Raw genomic sequence first — 16,464 nt, forward strand, 5'->3', positions numbered from 1 at the left:
ATGTCACTACAACACAACGACCTGTCCGCCGAGGCACTGCGTCGAGGGGCAATGCCAGGTCGAGGGTATATCGTCGCTCGCCTTATTTCACAGGTGCTGCACCCGGTGATCCTTGGGGTGGTCAGCATCTTCATTGTTGGTCTGCTTGGCATAAGTCCGCTGCGCACCGGCTTGCTCTGGGCCTTGCTTGCGACGTTTTTGCAGGTCGTCCCGCCGCTGATCTTTTTTGCTATGCGTTTGCGTCAAGGGGTCTACACCGACGATGATATTTCGGTACGCTCGCAGCGCAACGAACTCTACCTCTTTGGCATTATCAATCTGCTGGTTAGTTTGTTGATCCTGCTCTTTGCCGGTGCCCCGTTGCCAATGCTGGCGATGGTAACGTCGGCACTGATTTTGAGTGTCATAGCCTGGTTTATCAATCTCTACTGGAAGATCAGTGTGCATGCCTCGACGATGGGTTCGACGGCAACCCTTGCCTCACTCTATGCCGAACCGCTCGGCCTCTTCTTCTGGCTCTGCGCTCTTGCCCTTGGCTGGGCACGGGTACGTACCCGCAACCATACGGTGATGCAGGTGGTGACTGGTCTGGCTCTTTCGGCGCTCTGTGTTGTGGGTACATTTATGGCCTTTGGTTTGTTATAATAGAATATCAGCGATAAAGCCGAGGAGTATGGTATGGTGACGATGCAGCCCCCACCCGACGATGTGCAGGCGATTGTTGCAGCAAGTGATGAGCGCCTCAAGACGATCTTTCCTGCTCCTGCGCTGGTCTGGATTGTTGATGAGCATTACGATGCCAGTGGCCCGCTGTGGCGGGTGACCCTGGTTTGCCAGGAGCCGACAGGCCAGTGGGTGCGGCGCCGCTATCGGTATGATATTCCGAGTGATACGCTCCATTTTGCCGGGGCACAACCAATCAATGAACAAGAGTTGCTGGCCGCTCGACGCAAGGGTCGGCGACTGGCTGTGCGTTAGCTATGAGGAAGGATCGTTATGTCGTTTCAGCCGATTGAGGCTCCACCTCAGGTGGTTGAGAAGCCTCTCCGTTCACGGCGGGGTTTGCTTGCACTTGGCCTGATCGGTGCGCTTGCGCTGATTGTCATTATTCTGAGTCTCAATACCAGTGACGAGGTTGGCTATTTGACCGGTGGTTCAAGTGTGTTGATTCTCGCCATCCCTGTCTTTTTGACGGGGTTGCTCAGTTTTCTGTCACCCTGTACGCTGCCAATCTTGCCCGCCTATTTTGCCGTGACGTTTCAGTCCCAGCGCCGTAGCATTTTTGTGATGAGTCTGGCCTTCTTTTTTGGCCTCGCGACCACGCTGACCCTGCTCGGTGGGGCGATCAGTGCGCTCAGCGGGTTGCTCTTTGGTTTCCGTGATACGTTGATGGTCGTTGGCGGCATTGTGATCATGATCTTTGGTGTGCTCGGGATCTTTGGGCTCGGCTTTGCCGGGGTGCAGATCAACGAGCGCCCCGCGACGACGCTGCTCGGTTCGTACCTCTATGGTGCAACCTTTGCTCTCGGTTGGACGGCGTGTGCCGGGCCGCTCTTTGGCTCGTTTATGACGATGCTCGCCGCGTCGGGCAATGTGGCAGTGCTTCAGGGCGCGGTGCTTGCCTTCATCTATGCGTCGGGGCTCGGTCTTCCGCTAATCTTTCTTGCTACCTTCTTCAATCGTCTTGGGCGTGGCTCAACCTTCTGGAAGATGATCAGCGGCAAGGGCTATGAAGTGACGCTCTTTGGCCGCCAGTTCTATCTCCATACGGTTGGTGTGATTGGCGGGGTGCTGATGATTCTCATTGGCGCGATGCTCGCCACCGGACGCCTTGAGATCCTGACCCAGATGGCGGGCAATAGTAGCCTCGGGGTCTGGTTTGCCGATCTCGAGACGGGCATCAGTCGGCTGTTTGGGCTGCAATGAGTAACCGCACGATTCGCGCCGCAGGGGGAGTCGTCTACAGCCATGCGCCTGATGGGTCGCTGCAGTTGCTGTTGATCTGCGATCGCTATAAGACCTGGACATTGCCCAAGGGTCACGTTGAGCCGGGTGAGGATGACGAGACGGCGGCGATCCGCGAGATTGTCGAAGAGACGGGCATTACCTGTGTCATCGAGCGCCCCCTTTCGCGGGTACGTTATCCCATCTATAAACGTGGGGTCTGGCGCGACAAAGAGGTTGCTTACTTCCTCGCCCAGGCCCCTTACGATCCGCCTATCCCTGCCGTTGACGAGGGCATCATCCAGGCTACCTGGGTTTCTCCTGAAACTGCCTTGACCACGCTGGCCTACGCCCAGGTGCGCGAGGTCGTGCGTCGCGCCCTCGCCATGATTAAAACCCAGGGTGAACGCTAAGTTAGTGGCGCTAAAAAACCGGCTCTGCCGGTTTTTTTAGCGCCTTTGGTGTCAGACTCTACGCCTTGCGATCGATGCGCGGCAAGACAATGCCATGCTGATCCTGGTATTTGCCTCGCTTGTCAGCGTACGAAACCTCGCAGGCCTCGTCGCTCTCAAGGAAGAGCACCTGACCAATGCCTTCATTGGCATAGATCCGTGCTGGCAACGGGGTTGTATTGCTGATCTCAATCGTCACAAAACCGTGCCACTCTGGTTCCAACGGCGTTACGTTAATAATGATTCCGCAACGTGCATACGTTGATTTGCCGATGACAAGGGCGCTGACGGTGCGCGGGATGCGAAAGAGTTCGTATGATTGCGCGAGGGCAAAGGAGTTGGGCGGGATATCGATGTAGTCGGCTTCGATGTCCACAAACGAGCGCGGGTTGAAGTTTTTCGGGTCAACCAGGGCGTTGAAGACGTTGGTAAAGACTTTGAACTGGTTGGTGACCCGCATGTCGTAGCCGTATGAGGTGAGCCCGTACGAGATGATGCCTTCACGCACCTGCCGGTCGACAAATGGTTCGATCATCCCCTGTTCGAGCGCCATTTTGCGGATCCAGTGATCGGCTTTGATTGACATAGGTTGGTCTACTCCACCTGATGTACATGATTTGGCCTATGATACCAGAAGTTTTTGGTTCGTTTTGGCGGCGAAGCCGCCAAAACGAACCAAAAACTCTCGTGGAGCGGCGAAGCCGCTCCACATCCCACCGCCGGAGGCGGACTTTGTGCCTCAGCCCTGTCTCCTGGAAGCGAGGGCGGGACGCCCTCGCTTCCAGGAGGGTAAAATTTCCCTCCCTCCCCTGCGAAGAAACTCTCTAGGGTGCGTTTCGCTGCCGCTTTATACTGGTATTTAGCCATGTATTGGAAAGTTCAGATACCTTGTCAGCGCTGCCTCTGAAGGCGGCTCTCGCCAGTTTGTGCTACTCGCAACAGCGTCAGTTGGGAGGCCTATGTCTATGCTTGAGATCGATGCACTTGTGGAGAGCCGCGCTACGCCGCTGTCCCCCTCTTTTTCGCTGCCTGCTCGCCATATCGCCGAGTTGGTGGAAACGACCTGTGCGCGTTATGCACATCAGAATGCTTTTACGGCGGTGTTGCCCAATGGTATGTATGGCAATCTGAAGTTTGATCAGGTTGCCCGTTATACCGATCAGGTCGCTGCGTATCTGCGAGTCGAGCTTGGCCTGGTGGTCGGTGATCGCGTGGCCGTTCAGTTGCCCAATAGCCTTGCGTATCCGCTCTGGTCGTTTGGGGCACTCAAGGCCGGCTGCGTGCTCGTCAATATGAATCCGCTCTATACCGTGCCCGAGATGGTTCACCAGCTCAACGACAGTGGCGCACGCGTGTTAGTGCTTGTCGATCTCTTCGCGGACAAGTTGCCCGAGGTGCTGGCCCAGACGAAGGTTGAGCATGTGGTGCTAGTGCGCATCACCGATCTCTTCCCGCGCCTGATTGGCTTCATTGCCCATAATATTATGAAGTACTGGAACCGGATTATTCCTCCTTGCACCGTTCCGGTGACGACGGGCCTTGAGGGGATGGCGAAGGGTGACGCGATCCTGCGCGACGGCAAAGCTGACGTCCGTTCGTATACCGCCGACTTTGGCCCCGAGACACTCGCTGCGCTCCAGTACACCGGTGGTACAACCGGGGTGAGCAAAGGCGCAATGCTGACCCACGGCAATCTGCTGGCGAATATCGCCCAGATCGAAGAGCGTGTCGCTGGCAATGTGGAGCATGGCAAAGAGACGGCGCTCGCGGTCTTGCCGCTCTATCATATTTTTGCCTTCACCGCCAATCTGCTCTACTTCTTCCATGCCGGGGCGCGCAACATCCTCGTTGCCAGCCCGCGCCCCCTCTCGAACCTGCAACGCGCCATCGAGAATTATCCCGTCTCGTGGATCCCCGGGGTCAATACACTCTTCAATGGCATCCTCAACGAAGAGTGGTTTACTGACTATCCGCCGCCTCAACTCAAGGGCAGCATTGCCGGTGGAACCTCGCTGCACGCTGCCGTTGCCGAGCGGTGGGAGAAGGTCACTGGTTCACCGGTGATCGAAGGCTACGGCCTCACCGAGAGTTCGCCGGTGGTTACGCTCAACCCGTTTGTTGGCAGTCGTGCCGGCAGCATTGGACGCCCCGTGCTCGGCACCGAGGTGCGCCTGCTCAATCCGCTCGGCGAAGACACTGCGTCCGGCGAGGCCGGTGAGCTTGCGGTGCGTGGCCCGCAGGTCATGCGTGGCTACTGGCAGCGCCCCGACGAGACCGCCCTGACGCTGCGTGACGGCTGGTTGCTTACGGGTGACGTAGCCCAACAGGATGATGATGGCTTCCTGCGCATCGTCGACCGCAAGAAGGATCTGATCATTGTCAGCGGCTTCAATGTCTACCCCAACGAAGTCGAGGATTGCATCGCCCGCCTCGATGGGGTCAGCGAAGTCGCCGTGATCGGTGTACCCGATGCCAAATCCGGCGAAGCAGTCAAGGCCTTCATCGTCCCCCGCAATGGGGCAACGATCACCGCCGACCAGGTACGCGAGCATTGCCGTGCCAGCCTCACCGGCTACAAGGTACCCAAACTGGTTGAGCTGCGCGACGAACTCCCCAAGACAAATGTTGGTAAAGTATTGCGCCGTGCCTTGCGCGACGAAGTGCACCAGGCGGTGCCCGCTCGCGTCGTAGGAGGAACCAATGGTTAGTCAGACCGAACAGTTGCTGCTTGCCCTCATGATCGGCGTGATCATGCTCGGCATGGGTTCTTCGCTCACCTGGCGTGATTTCCGTCGCGCCTTCAAACGCCCGCAGGCGATCCTGATCGGCTTTGGCTCGCAGTACGTCTTGATGCCACTGATCGGCTTTCTCCTGGCGATTGTCTTGCAGTTGCCGCCGCCGTTGGCAGTTGGCCTGATCCTGATTGCCAGCATGCCGGGTGGCTCGACCTCGAATATCTTCACCTACTTCTCGAAGGGTGACCTGGCACTCAGCGTCACGATGACCACCTTTTCGACCCTGGCGGCCTTTGTGATGACGCCGCTCGCCCTCTTCCTCTATGCGAGTCGGTTTATGACGAGCGAGATCAGCGTTGGCATGGGCAGTGTGATCAGCGGCCTCATTGTCATGCTCATCCCGGTCATCATTGGCATGTTCATTCGTCGGCGCAATGCCAATGTTGGGGCCGTGCTTGAATTGATCGGCGGGATCATGGGCGTTGTGATCATCCTGGTGCTGATCCTGAGTTGGGTGCCACGCAACGCTGGCTTGCTCGCCACGACGCCGTGGCAGGTCTATGTGGCGGCGGCGGGGATCGGGGCAGTTGGCTTCTTCTTCGGCTTGACGACGGCCACCCTCTCGAAACTTGGCTTTCGTCGTTCAGCGACCGTCTCGCTCGAGACCGGCATCCAGAACGGGCCGCTCGCCCTCTCGATTGTCTTGCTCAGCTTCACTGGCGCACTTGCCAACGAAATTGTCCTGATCCCAGTGCTCTACTCACTCTTCATCGTGATCATCTCATCGGGGGTCACGATGATCTACCGCCGGATCAACGACCAGTTGCAGCAGCGTGCCGTGGCGCTCTTATAGGGTGAGCCTACAACTCATACAAAAAAGCCAGCATTGCTGGCTTTTTTGTATGGGGAGTGCCGACTTCAGTCGGCTGAACTGGAAGCCGACTGAAGTCGGCACTCCGAGAAACCTTGTCTTGCGCACCAGAGCAACCTGGCTCAGACCTCCATCACGACGGGGAGCACCATCGGACGGCGTTTTGTCTCGCGATAGAGGAACTCACTTACGACATCCTTGATTTTCCGGCTCACAAACGCACCATCAATGCTCCCTGGCATGGCCCCATTGCGCACCGTCAGGGCCGCGCGCACCGCATCTTTGGTTGCCTCAACGAGATCGCGGCTCTGGCGCATATAGACAAAGCCACGTGACACCACATCGGGACCAGCGACGAGCTCGCCCGAAGACATATCAATCCCGACCACAACAATCAGCATCCCATCCTTGGCGAGCATCTGGCGGTCACGCACCACCACATTGCCAACATCGCCGACGGTCGTGCCATCAACATAGATATAACCAACGGGAGCCTTGCCGACCACCTTGCCCGAGCCGTGCGAAAACTCCATAATCGAGCCAGGATCGGGAATGATGACATTCTCTTCGGTGAACTTGCCACTGATGCTCATCGCCAGTTTACGATAGAGCACCATATGGCGATAATCGCCGTGGAACGGGATCACAAACTCGGGCTGGAGCAGGGCGAGCACGAGTTTCAGTTCTTCCTGCGCGGCGTGCCCCGAGACGTGGACATTCGCCTGACCGCCATAGATCACATCGGCGCCGAGGCGGAAGAGGTTATTGATCACCCGACTGACACTCACCTCATTGCCGGGAATCGGGGTTGCCGAGACGACAACTGTATCGCCTTCTTTAATCTTGAGGTGGTTATAATCGCGATTCGCCATACGATTCAGGGCGGCCATCGGCTCACCCTGGCTACCCGTACAGACGACGGCAATCTGGTCATCGGGATAGGCACCGAGTTCACCGGGGCGAATAATAGTGCCCTGTTCGGCGCGGAGAAAGCCCATTTCGAGCGCGATGCGCGAGTTATTCTCCATACTCCGCCCGGCGAGCATCACCTTGCGGCCATAGGCTTCAGCTGAATCGATTACCTGTTGCACGCGACTAATATTTGACGCAAAGGTTGCCACGATAATGCGCCCGGGGGCAACGGCAAAGATATTATCGAAGGCTTCACCAATAGTCGACTCACTTGGCGTGTAACCTTTCGACTCGACGCGCACGCAGTCGGTAATCAACACCAGGGGCTTCCGCTGCGCCAGATCCGACAGTTTCTGAATATTGGTTGGCTTACCGTCAACCGGCGTATGATCGAGTTTCCAGTCGGTCAAATAGATCACCATCCCTGCCGGGGTCGTAAGCGCAAAACCGACGGCATCGGGAATCGAGTGAGCAATATGGAACGGCTCAACAGTGAAAGAGCCAACCTGGAAGGTGTCGGTATCATTAATGACTACCTGGGTCACCTTATCAAGCAGGCGATGCTCTTTGAGCTTATTGCTGAGCAGACCGTGCGCGAGGCGTGTGCCGAAGATCGGGGGAAACCCGAGATCACTGATCAAATGGGGCACGGCTCCGATATGATCTTCGTGGCCGTGGGTCAGCAAAATGCCTTTAATTTTGCTCGTCTTTTCGCGCAAATACGTAATATCGGGCAGCACCAGATCGACACCGAGCATATCGGCTTCGGGGAACATGACTCCACAGTCGAGAATGACAATTTCATCGTCATACTCAACGACCCACATGTTCCGTCCGACCTCACCAACACCACCGAGGGGCAGGACGCGAACTTTGTTTTTAGCCATAAGTCGTTGCTGAAGTCGCCAGAACCAGTCCACAGGCTGGAAGCAAACTTCGTCTCCTTTCGCAATTGAGGGGTTATCAGATATCCAACCCCCTGCGGTTATCGATCCACAACAAACCAATCAATGTTGCGTGATCAAGACAACCGATGTCCTCTACCAGTGAGCCATCCTAAGGATGCTACCTCGTCACTATTGCCTTTGTACGAGCGTAGCAACACCTATTTTACTATTGTCACCAGATCGGCTGGTGGCAATGCTTCCAACATTGATCAAACAGCTGGCGCGGTTTCAGCCAGCGGGCTAGCCATCCGGGTCGCACGGCGAATCTCGGCGAGCAGTTCATCGCGTGTTTCAACACCCGCATAGATAGGCAGGCGCAGTGACCCATAGGCCTGACGATAGAGCAGACGTACGAGCGGATTGCGGATTTGGGTTGTGCAATCGGTCGTTAGCACCAATTCATCAAAAGGCTCTTCGCGATCATCATCAGTACGCCGGAGGTCACTCACGGCAGCCCAGGGATATTCGATCTGCACTCCAAGGGATGCAAACCGCAACCCATCAGTGGTCGGCGTATACGCGGCGGACCATTCGATCAGCAGGTTCCAGATCAAAAAAGGCGTGGCGATGATCAAAACAAACATCAGCAAAGCAGGTACAAGCTGCCCAATACCAGGCCCCGACGCCAGGGTGGCTTGCAGGCTTGACCAGAACTCCAGTGGGTTATAACTCAGGCGGAGTGTACTCGCAAAACTCCAGATCGCAAAGGCCCAGATCAGCAGGGCGGCAATTAACAGAATAAGCACTAGACGCCGACCAGCAGCAGAGAGACGATAGGTATTCATGAACAACAGCTTAAAACAGGCTAAGCTGCTCGAGTGGTGGTTCTTCGTTGGGAGGCGTGACTGGTGCAGGTGCAGGAGCCTCACGTTCAACGGTTGCCAGTAACTCGGGCAGGCGGCGAAAATCAGCTTCGAGCAGCGGACGATTCTGTGGCTGGTGCAAAGCCGCTGCTGGATGGAGCATTGGCACAATCAGGCGTCCCTCAACGATCCGCGGTTGCCCATGGATGCGTGAGATCTTTTCACCAGGGAGAAAGAGATTCATCGAAAAGCGCCCAAGAGTGACAATGACCTTAGGGTTGAGCGCTTCGATCTGGCGAAAGAGATAAGCCTGCGTGCAGGTTGCTACTTCATCTGGTAACGGGTCACGATTCTTGGGTGGACGGCACTTGATTACATTGCCAATGAAGACATCAGCGCGTTGCAGCCCTGCTAGGGCCAGCAGATCATCAAGCAATTGACCAGAGGGCCCGACAAAGGGGCGCCCCTGACGATCTTCATGGTATCCAGGCCCTTCGCCGATCAGCATGACCTCGGCGGTTGGCGGCCCTTCACCTGGCACAGCCCTCGTCCGCCCGGTATGCAAGGCACAACGGGTACAGGTCTGCACCTCGTGAGTGATGAGTTGCAGGATGTCAACAGCAGTCAATGTTCTATCCACTAAGCTGAAAGCCACATTGTACTCTTTCCATTATACGCGATCAGAGGTGAATGAGACAAGAGGCAGATTGTCAGACTCGCATCTTGCCGTTGCCTGCTGGCTGTGCTACCATGCCCGCATGATTGAATTTACGAGCTATTTGCGTCCTCACGACGTCGAAGCTGCGCTCCATGCTTTTGCCGAGCGCTATCCGACGCTCTGTTCGCTCACGAGCATTGGCACAAGCCACGAGGGACGGGCTATTTGGTGCGCTACACTTACTAATCAGGCGACTGGCCCTGATCTCGCGAAGCCTGCTTTCTGGCTTGATGCGAATATCCATGCAACTGAAGTGACAGGTTGTATGGGGGCTTTGCATGTGATTCAGACAGTTCTTTCATCGTACGGTACCGATGCGCGGGTCACGCGTCTGCTTGATGAACGGGCCTTGTATGTGGTGCCCTGTCTCAATCCTGATGGGATGGAGCAGGCGCTCACGTCGCCGCTCTATGTGCGTTCTGGTACTCGGCGCTATCCGTATGCTGATGAACGCGATGGCCTCTATCCCGTTGATCTTGATGGCGACGGGCTGATTCTTGATATGCGGATCGAGGACCCCGATGGCAGCTGGAAGGTCAGTGAACGTGATCCCCGGTTGATGCGCCGTCGCGACCCCGATGAGTTCGGTGGTACCTACTATCGGGTCTATACCGAAGGCTTGATCCGCAACTACGATGGCTATGAGCTCAAGCTGGCCCCCGCTGTGCAGGGCCTTGATTTCAACCGTAACTTCCCGTTCAATTGGCTCCCCGAAGGCCAGCAGCAAGGGGCCGGCCCGTTTCCCGCCTCTGAGCCCGAGGTGCGTGCCGCAGTGGCGTTCCTCGCGGCGCACCTCAATGTCAGTTGTGCGATCTCTTACCATACCTTTTCGGGCGCTATTCTGCGCCCCTTCTCGGATCGCCCCGATGAGCAAATGTTGATTGATGATCTCTGGACCTATCAGGAGATCGGTGAGCGGGGCAAAGCGTTGACGGGGTATCCTCATCTGTCGGTCTATCACGGTTTTCGTTACCATCCTCGCAAGGTGATGACCGGGGCGTTTGATGATTGGGCCTATGACCAGTTGGGCATTTTTGCTTTTACGGTCGAACTCTGGGATATGATCGGCGAGGCGGGGATCAAAGAGCGTAATTTTATTGAGTGGTTCCGCTCGCATCCCGAAGAAGATGATCTCAAGCTTTTGCAGTGGAACGATGAACAGCTCGGTGGCCGTGGTTTTGTCCCCTGGCGCCCGTTTGATCATCCCCAGTTGGGCAAGGTGGAGCTCGGCGGCTGGATCGAACGGCGCACGTTTGGTAATCCTCCCGAGCAGTTTTTGCTCAAGACGCTTGAACCAAATACGGAATTTGTGCTTGCCCATGCCCTGATGGGGCCGTGCCTTGAGGTGCGCCGCGTTGAAGCCGAACCGCTCGGCGATGCGCTCTACCGCGTGCGGGCGCTGGTGGTCAATAGTGGCTATTTGCCGACCTATGGCAGCAAGCGTGCGCAAGATTTGTGCACCGTTCGGCCTGTCGAGGTGCGCCTGGCGCTGCCGCACGGGGCAAGCCTGGAGGCTGGTGAGGCTTTGATGGAGATCGGCCAGCTCGAGGGCCGTGCCAATAAGCGTAGTGTCTGGGGGAGCGATTATCCCACCGATAATCTCCGCAAGGTCGAGTGGGTCGTGCGTGCGCCTGAGGGTGGCGTCATCACGCTTACCGCTACCTCCCAACGCGCTGGTACCGTTGTCGTTGAACTTGCGTTATAAGTCCATCGAGAATACTGGAATCCGCCATTACCTAACAACAGGAGGATCGATTTATGATCAACTTTGGTAACAACAAGAAGAAGCAGGAAGAGGAAGAGAAGGCCCGTGCCGAACTCGAGGCCCAGAAGGAGCAGATGTCGAAGGCGATGCGCGAGATGAGCGACCAGGTTGAGGCCAAAGCGAAAGAGGTTGCTGAACTCGAAAAGAAGCTGGAGGCAGCCAGGAAGGATGCCGAGAAAGTTGATGTGGCCAACAAAGCAGTTGCCGATGCTCAGGCGAAGATGCGTCAGATGCAGGCCGACCTCAACAAGGCTCAGCAAGAGGCGAACAAAGCCAAAGCCGCTGCCACAGCAGCCGCAACCAGCACCGCGTCGGCTGCGTCACAGGCTGTTGCCGAAGGTAGTCGCGTTGTCCTTGGTGGTGCGCCAAAACCGGCTGTACTTGCCGTTGGCGTCACCGCCTGGGTGCAAAAGGCTGGCGGCAAGAACCTGCGCCTCCGTGATAAACCTGGGCTCAATTCCAATGCCTTTGATGGCCTGGTCCCTGGTACCCAGATGACCTTGCTCGAAGGTCCGACGCAACTCGATGGCTACCCCTGGTGGCGTATTCGTGCCGCCGACGGTCGCGAAGGTTGGGTCGCCGGAAGCGAACTCGTTTTGCAACCTGAATAGCTTATAGGGCCTGCGGCCCACACGTATTAGCTTAAGCCTGCGGTTCACAAAAAAAGCCAGCGTAGCTGGCTTTTTTTGCGAAAGAAGCCGGTTTTTTAGGGCGACAGCCCTAAAGTCCAACTGTCACCCGGCAGGCGTGAGCCTCGTCAAGAGGCTCACGCCTGCCAGAACAAAACCTTCCCATCGCTCCCCCCCGACGCCAGTAGATCGCCCTCGGGGCTAAAGGTGGTGCGTAAGACGCCCCCACTATGCCCGCTGAGTGTCTGGCACAGGTGGCCGTCGTTTGTCCGCCATAGCTTGATGCTTCCATCGACGCCACCTGACGCGATCAACAAGCCATCAGGATGGATTGCCAGCGTACGGATCGCATTCTGGTGTGCCTGGATCGTCTGTTCCAATGTGCCACGCTCACCGTCCCAGAGACAAATCATTCCGTCATTGCCCCCCGATGCAAACATGCTCCCATCACGACTATACGTCACACAATTCACTTCGCTCCGATGCCCGCTCAGGCTCGCTTGCAGATGCCCTTCTTTCCCGTCATAGAGCCGGATCACCCCGTCGCTGCAACCAACAGCCAGCACTTGCACATCGGGACGGCACGTAAACGAAAGGGCACTCTTGACGGTCTGGATTAGCTTCACCTGCTTGCCATCGCGCAGTCGCCAGTAGCGAATGGTTCCATCATTGCCATTGCTGATCAGCGCCTGGCTATCGTAGCTAAAGTAGATATTCTCTTGATAACTGACGTGACTGGGTATCGTCAGCACCAGTTTGCGCTCGTGGGATCGCCAAATTTTGATGCCGGTATCGCTTGCCGTGATCGCGATCAACAGGCCATCGGGACTATAGCTCGCATTCAAGGCATTGCCGGCCTGTTCGTCAAGGTGGCTCACCAGGCTTCCGTCAGCAACCCGCCAGATCCGTACCATCCCATCGACGCCACCCGAGACCAGATTGCTATTATCAGGACTGAAGGCAAGCGCCCAGACTCCACCGCGGTGGGCCTGGAGGGTGCGCAGCAGCCGTGCATTGCCGGCTGTCCAGTCGTTGTTACGGGTACCAGCGACACTGCGGAGAAAGGCCCGCCAGCGCGAGAGGTGGGCATGGAGTTCAATCTGAAAACCAGCCCCCGTCGCATCTCTCAGGATCAGCATGTCATGGAAGATGCCACTATCTTCAACCCGCCGCATATCGGCGGTAAGTTTCAGGCGCTGATGCGTGCCGGGTGGCAAACTGACGCTCTTTGTGCCTGCGATGATCCAGCGCGGGGTTTGAATTGTCAGTTGGAGATAACGTCGCCCCTTGTTACTCAGCTTGAGCCACACATCGCGACGTTCATCCAGGCTCAACGCTCCAAAGTCAATGCTCCGTTGATCAGTCACCAGGTGGGGACGCTCGGCACCAAAGTTTTCGGTGTCGAGGTGTGCGAGCAAGGTGTCAAGACCTGCGTGCATATCATCACTATGGGTGGCAACGGCCCGGCGCATATCAGCCGCAAGCTTGTTCCGCCCCCACAATTGCTCAACCTGGTCAGGTAAGGTGCTGTAGAGCCAGGTCGCTGCATCTGTCCAGTGGGCTTCGGCCCATTGCCGCAGGGCTGTTTCGTCGGCAAGTTCACTGCCATCAGGGGCCTGCAAGTCGGTATGACTGATGGGCATCAAGAGTTCGCGCACGGTCGCAAGGAAACTCTCTGCATCAGGCCTCTGCTCAGGTTCCAGGGCGAGTCCACGTATCAAGAGCGCTTCAACTCCGAGGGGGAGTTCCGCATCAATTGTGCGCAGCGGAGGATAGGGCTGGACCTTGCCAAGCAGGAATTCGCTCAGGTTCTCACGCGTCAACTCTGGGTGAAAGCCTGTGAGCAGAATATAGAGCGTTGCCGAGAGCGCGTAAATATCTGAGCGTGGCTCGGCTTTGCCGTGCCATTGTTCAGGCGGCGTAAACCCGAGGGTGCCAGCCAACTGGGTGTCATCGGGCTTGATTTCGCCTTGTACCGGCGCAACGCGTGACAGGCCAAAATCAATGAGCCAGACCCGTCCAGCGCTGTCAATCAAGATATTTGCCAGCTTGATATCGCGATGGAGCACCGGCTCGGGTTCGCGTGCATGCATATAGACCAGGGCATCGGCGACATCACGGGCAATCGTCAGGCTCTCTTCGACGGTGAGCCGCCCGCCCTGTTCATGCACAATCAGCCCGAGGTCGCGGCCTTCGACATACTTCATCACCAGAAAGCGCTGCTCGGGCAGATACTCATAAATCTCGGGAATATTGGGATGGCCGGGGGTATTGAGGGTGACGAGCAAGCGGGCTTCGCGATGAAAATTGCGCAGGGCTTGCTCACGGGTGCGCACATCCCATTCAGGATTAGTGATCTGGCGTTTGGCGACACAGTAGCGTTGCAACTGGCGATCAAAGGCAAGGTAGGCATGGCCAAAACCACCCTGACCAATGGCTCTCGTGAGCATATAACGCCCGGCGGGATCAATGGTGATCCCGGGCGTCAGGGTTTCGGCCTCAAGCTCACTCACTTCTGTTTCAGGCTGATGCTGTCCCGATCCCGTCTGGTTCTGTGTTCGTTCGTCTTCACTCGCTTCGTTCTTGCGTTGCAAACGAAGGGGACGAATGAAGAGCAGAGAACTGCCGCACGCATTGCAAAAGCGTGAGCCCGGCGGATTGAGATGGCCACACGCACGGCATTTGACAGGCTCGAGGCTCATGGCTTTCTTGTACCTCTGGGTTGTTGTCTCAAATCAAGGGTACACGACACGCTTAGCCAGTGCCACGCAGAAAGATATTCGGCCAGGCGCGAAAACGGGTCACAAAGGTGTCACGGCTAAGCTCTGTCCCGTTGCTGAGCAGGACACGCTGGATGGTGATGTCACGACCGTTGCGGGCTACATCACTCTGGCGTACCATACCACGGGCCAGGGTGGGATCATCAATATAGACTGGTTGGGCCGGGGCGCGCACTTCGTTGCTGATCAACGGGCCTTCCAAACGTACCTCACGCGGCAGCGGGGTGCCATACAATTCAATGGTAAGCATCTGGTTGGCTTCGTCCATCCTGCTCTGCATCAACAGCCAGTTGCCGGTATCATTGACAAACTTGAGATCAGTCACTCCAGTATAGATAGCGGCATCGAGGCCTTGTCCATCACCGTTGGGTCCCAAACCAAAGCGATCGTACCAGCTAATATAAAAAGCGTGGGCGTGGCGTTCGGTAATCGGCAAGCCGGCCCAGAACGCGCTGCGAAAGACCGTGGTCGAGACCTGGCAAACCCCGCCACCCCATTCAAGTTGTGTCCGGTTGCCAATGATCGCGTAGCCTTCGACAAAACCATTGGCTGCATCAACTTCACCAAGCTGGCGGTTAAACGAAAACTCCTCGCCTGGCGCAATCAAGACCCCATCCATGCGTTCAGCCCCAGCACGAATATTGGTGATCCGGTAGGCCGCCGAGCCGACAAAACTGCTTTTGCCTTCCGCGACCAGCGTATTGATGCCAAGCTCGGTGATGCGGTCAGCCTTGATCTCGGGTTCAAGCTGATCGACAGGGAGCGCGAGCGTTCGCGTGGTGGGAGCGCTGCTCAAGAGCACGTTCGCAATCTCGTTGGCGGCATCTTCTTGCCGGAGGCGCCATCCCGGGCGGCCTTCTTCAATAATCCGCACCGTGTCACCTTCAAACCGCAACCGGGGTTCGGCTGTGCCTGTATCAACAATCTGGGCCAGACCCTCAACGGCGCGTCCAAGGCGTTGCGGATCGACACGTAGTTCGAGTCGGTCTTCGACTGGTTCGACCTGGAGCAATTCAGCCAGACGCTCGGGTGCCCAGATCCAACGCTCTTCGTTGAGTTGCAATTCGAGCGGTGTTTGCAAGACCTCGGCCACCCGTGCCTGCGCTTCAACCAGGGCCCCATCACCAACCTCTGGCGCAAGCAAGCGGGTACGGATCGTCACTTCCTGCGGGCGCAACTCGAGCAAAGCAAGCAGAATATCGTTGGCGGTGGCATCAACGAGCACCTGCACGCCGGGTGTACTTGGGGTGCCAACAATTTTGGCCGAGGCGATGCTGAGCGCCGCATCCTGGGGCGGGTACTCGATCCGTGGCGTCAGTGTGAGCAGGTAGCTCTGCAAGGCGCGCTGGTCGACGCTCAATGCTGGTGCGAGTTCGAGTCCTTCACGCCAGAGTTGCCAGAGTTCGTGCGCCCGGGTGAGCGGGTCGCCCTGCCGTCCGGCTGCGAGGGCCTGGCGGGCGATCGACTCGCTGTCGAACCGTACGCCGAGATCGGCCAGGGGCGGTTGCCAGCTTTCGTCGCGATAGGTGAGCGCAATCGGGTGATGCAAAAATTCAGCATAACGTTGCTCGATCATTGCCGCAATCTCGTTACGGTTCTTGCCCGCCACCGACTCACCTTGAATCGCTACGCCTGGCAGCGCCTGGTCGCGCAAGACGAAATTGAGGCCGTAGAGTGCCAGCAAGGGGACAACGAGAACCAGCCCTGTAATGGGCAAGAGGCATCCCCACCAGTTGCGCCGAACGCGCCTTGGGCGACGTCGGCGCGGCTCGCGTCGGCGCGGCTCACGCGGTGTATGCGGATCCTCTGGCGGTTGTTGATCTTGTTCGCCGATCCCGGTCGTGCCACGACGCCGTCGGATCGGGCCATATTCCTGATAGTAATCGTCAATCGGCATGATTTTATACT

14 protein-coding genes are annotated in these 16,464 nt (G+C 57.2%); 8 read left to right on the forward strand and 6 right to left on the reverse strand.

What is annotated here, in order from left to right; translation table 11 throughout:
* From EYB53_RS11635 to EYB53_RS11650, 4 genes are read left to right on the forward strand one after another with little or no spacing between them, the layout of a single operon-like run.
* Positions 1-645 (forward strand): PAP2 family protein, encoded by a 645-nt coding sequence (locus EYB53_RS11635; protein ID WP_135478353.1) that lies wholly within the window; start codon positions 1-3, stop codon positions 643-645.
* Positions 646-678: 33 nt separating this feature from the next.
* Complete coding sequence (locus EYB53_RS11640; RefSeq protein WP_245860812.1) at positions 679-978, forward strand: hypothetical protein; 300 nt, start codon at positions 679-681, stop codon at positions 976-978.
* Between the two features lie 18 nt (positions 979-996).
* The gene (locus tag EYB53_RS11645) at positions 997-1,926 is read left to right on the forward strand and encodes a cytochrome c biogenesis CcdA family protein (RefSeq protein ID WP_135478354.1); all 930 of its coding nucleotides are present in this window, start codon (positions 997-999) and stop codon (positions 1,924-1,926) included.
* Entirely contained in the window at positions 1,923-2,357 is a 435-nt protein-coding gene (locus EYB53_RS11650) for an NUDIX hydrolase (RefSeq protein ID WP_135478355.1), read from the forward strand. Before EYB53_RS11645 ends, EYB53_RS11650 begins: the two co-directional genes overlap by 4 nt.
* Positions 2,358-2,415: 58 nt before the next feature.
* Here the strand turns inward: EYB53_RS11650 and dcd are convergent, their stop codons facing one another.
* The gene (gene dcd, locus EYB53_RS11655; RefSeq protein WP_135478356.1) at positions 2,416-2,982 is read right to left on the reverse strand and encodes a dCTP deaminase; all 567 of its coding nucleotides are present in this window, start codon (positions 2,980-2,982) and stop codon (positions 2,416-2,418) included.
* A gap of 373 nt (positions 2,983-3,355) precedes the next feature.
* Between dcd and EYB53_RS11660 the strand changes: the two genes are divergently transcribed.
* Together EYB53_RS11660 and EYB53_RS11665 are read left to right on the forward strand one after the other, a co-directional pair.
* Positions 3,356-5,104, forward strand: a complete 1,749-nt coding sequence (locus tag EYB53_RS11660) for an AMP-binding protein (RefSeq protein ID WP_205712638.1) — start codon at positions 3,356-3,358, stop codon at positions 5,102-5,104.
* Positions 5,097-5,984 carry a bile acid:sodium symporter family protein gene (locus EYB53_RS11665; protein ID WP_135478357.1) on the forward strand — a complete coding sequence of 296 codons (888 nt, stop codon included), beginning with the start codon at positions 5,097-5,099 and terminating at the stop codon, positions 5,982-5,984. Before EYB53_RS11660 ends, EYB53_RS11665 begins: the two co-directional genes overlap by 8 nt.
* Before the next feature lie 140 nt (positions 5,985-6,124).
* Here EYB53_RS11665 and EYB53_RS11670 read toward each other — a convergent pair whose 3' ends face one another.
* The 3 genes from EYB53_RS11670 to EYB53_RS11680 form a co-directional block, all read right to left on the reverse strand.
* Entirely contained in the window at positions 6,125-7,801 is a 1,677-nt protein-coding gene (locus tag EYB53_RS11670; protein WP_135478358.1) for a ribonuclease J, read from the reverse strand.
* A gap of 269 nt (positions 7,802-8,070) precedes the next feature.
* Positions 8,071-8,646 carry a hypothetical protein gene (locus EYB53_RS11675; RefSeq protein ID WP_135478359.1) on the reverse strand — a complete coding sequence of 192 codons (576 nt, stop codon included), beginning with the start codon at positions 8,644-8,646 and terminating at the stop codon, positions 8,071-8,073.
* A 10-nt stretch (positions 8,647-8,656) separates the two neighbouring features.
* Positions 8,657-9,292, reverse strand: coding sequence for a uracil-DNA glycosylase (locus tag EYB53_RS11680; protein ID WP_135478360.1), 636 nt, complete (start codon positions 9,290-9,292; stop codon positions 8,657-8,659).
* Positions 9,293-9,371: 79 nt separating this feature from the next.
* Between EYB53_RS11680 and EYB53_RS11685 the strand changes: the two genes are divergently transcribed.
* On the forward strand, positions 9,372-11,087 hold the full coding sequence (locus tag EYB53_RS11685; protein ID WP_254151032.1) for a M14 family metallopeptidase: 1,716 nt from the start codon (positions 9,372-9,374) through the stop codon (positions 11,085-11,087).
* Between the two features lie 53 nt (positions 11,088-11,140).
* On the forward strand, positions 11,141-11,758 hold the full coding sequence (locus tag EYB53_RS11690) for an SH3 domain-containing protein (RefSeq protein WP_135478361.1): 618 nt from the start codon (positions 11,141-11,143) through the stop codon (positions 11,756-11,758).
* 155 nt (positions 11,759-11,913) lie between these two features.
* On the opposite strand, the gene EYB53_RS11695 is transcribed toward EYB53_RS11690, so the two are convergent.
* Complete coding sequence (locus EYB53_RS11695; RefSeq protein WP_135478362.1) at positions 11,914-14,478, reverse strand: WD40 repeat domain-containing serine/threonine-protein kinase; 2,565 nt, start codon at positions 14,476-14,478, stop codon at positions 11,914-11,916.
* A 52-nt stretch (positions 14,479-14,530) separates the two neighbouring features.
* Positions 14,531-16,453, reverse strand: coding sequence for a VanW family protein (locus tag EYB53_RS11700; protein ID WP_135478363.1), 1,923 nt, complete (start codon positions 16,451-16,453; stop codon positions 14,531-14,533).
* Between the last annotated feature and the right edge of the window lie 11 nt (positions 16,454-16,464).

This window comes from Candidatus Chloroploca mongolica, assembly GCF_004762035.2.
Classification (GTDB): Bacteria; Chloroflexota; Chloroflexia; order Chloroflexales; family Chloroflexaceae; genus Chloroploca; species Chloroploca mongolica.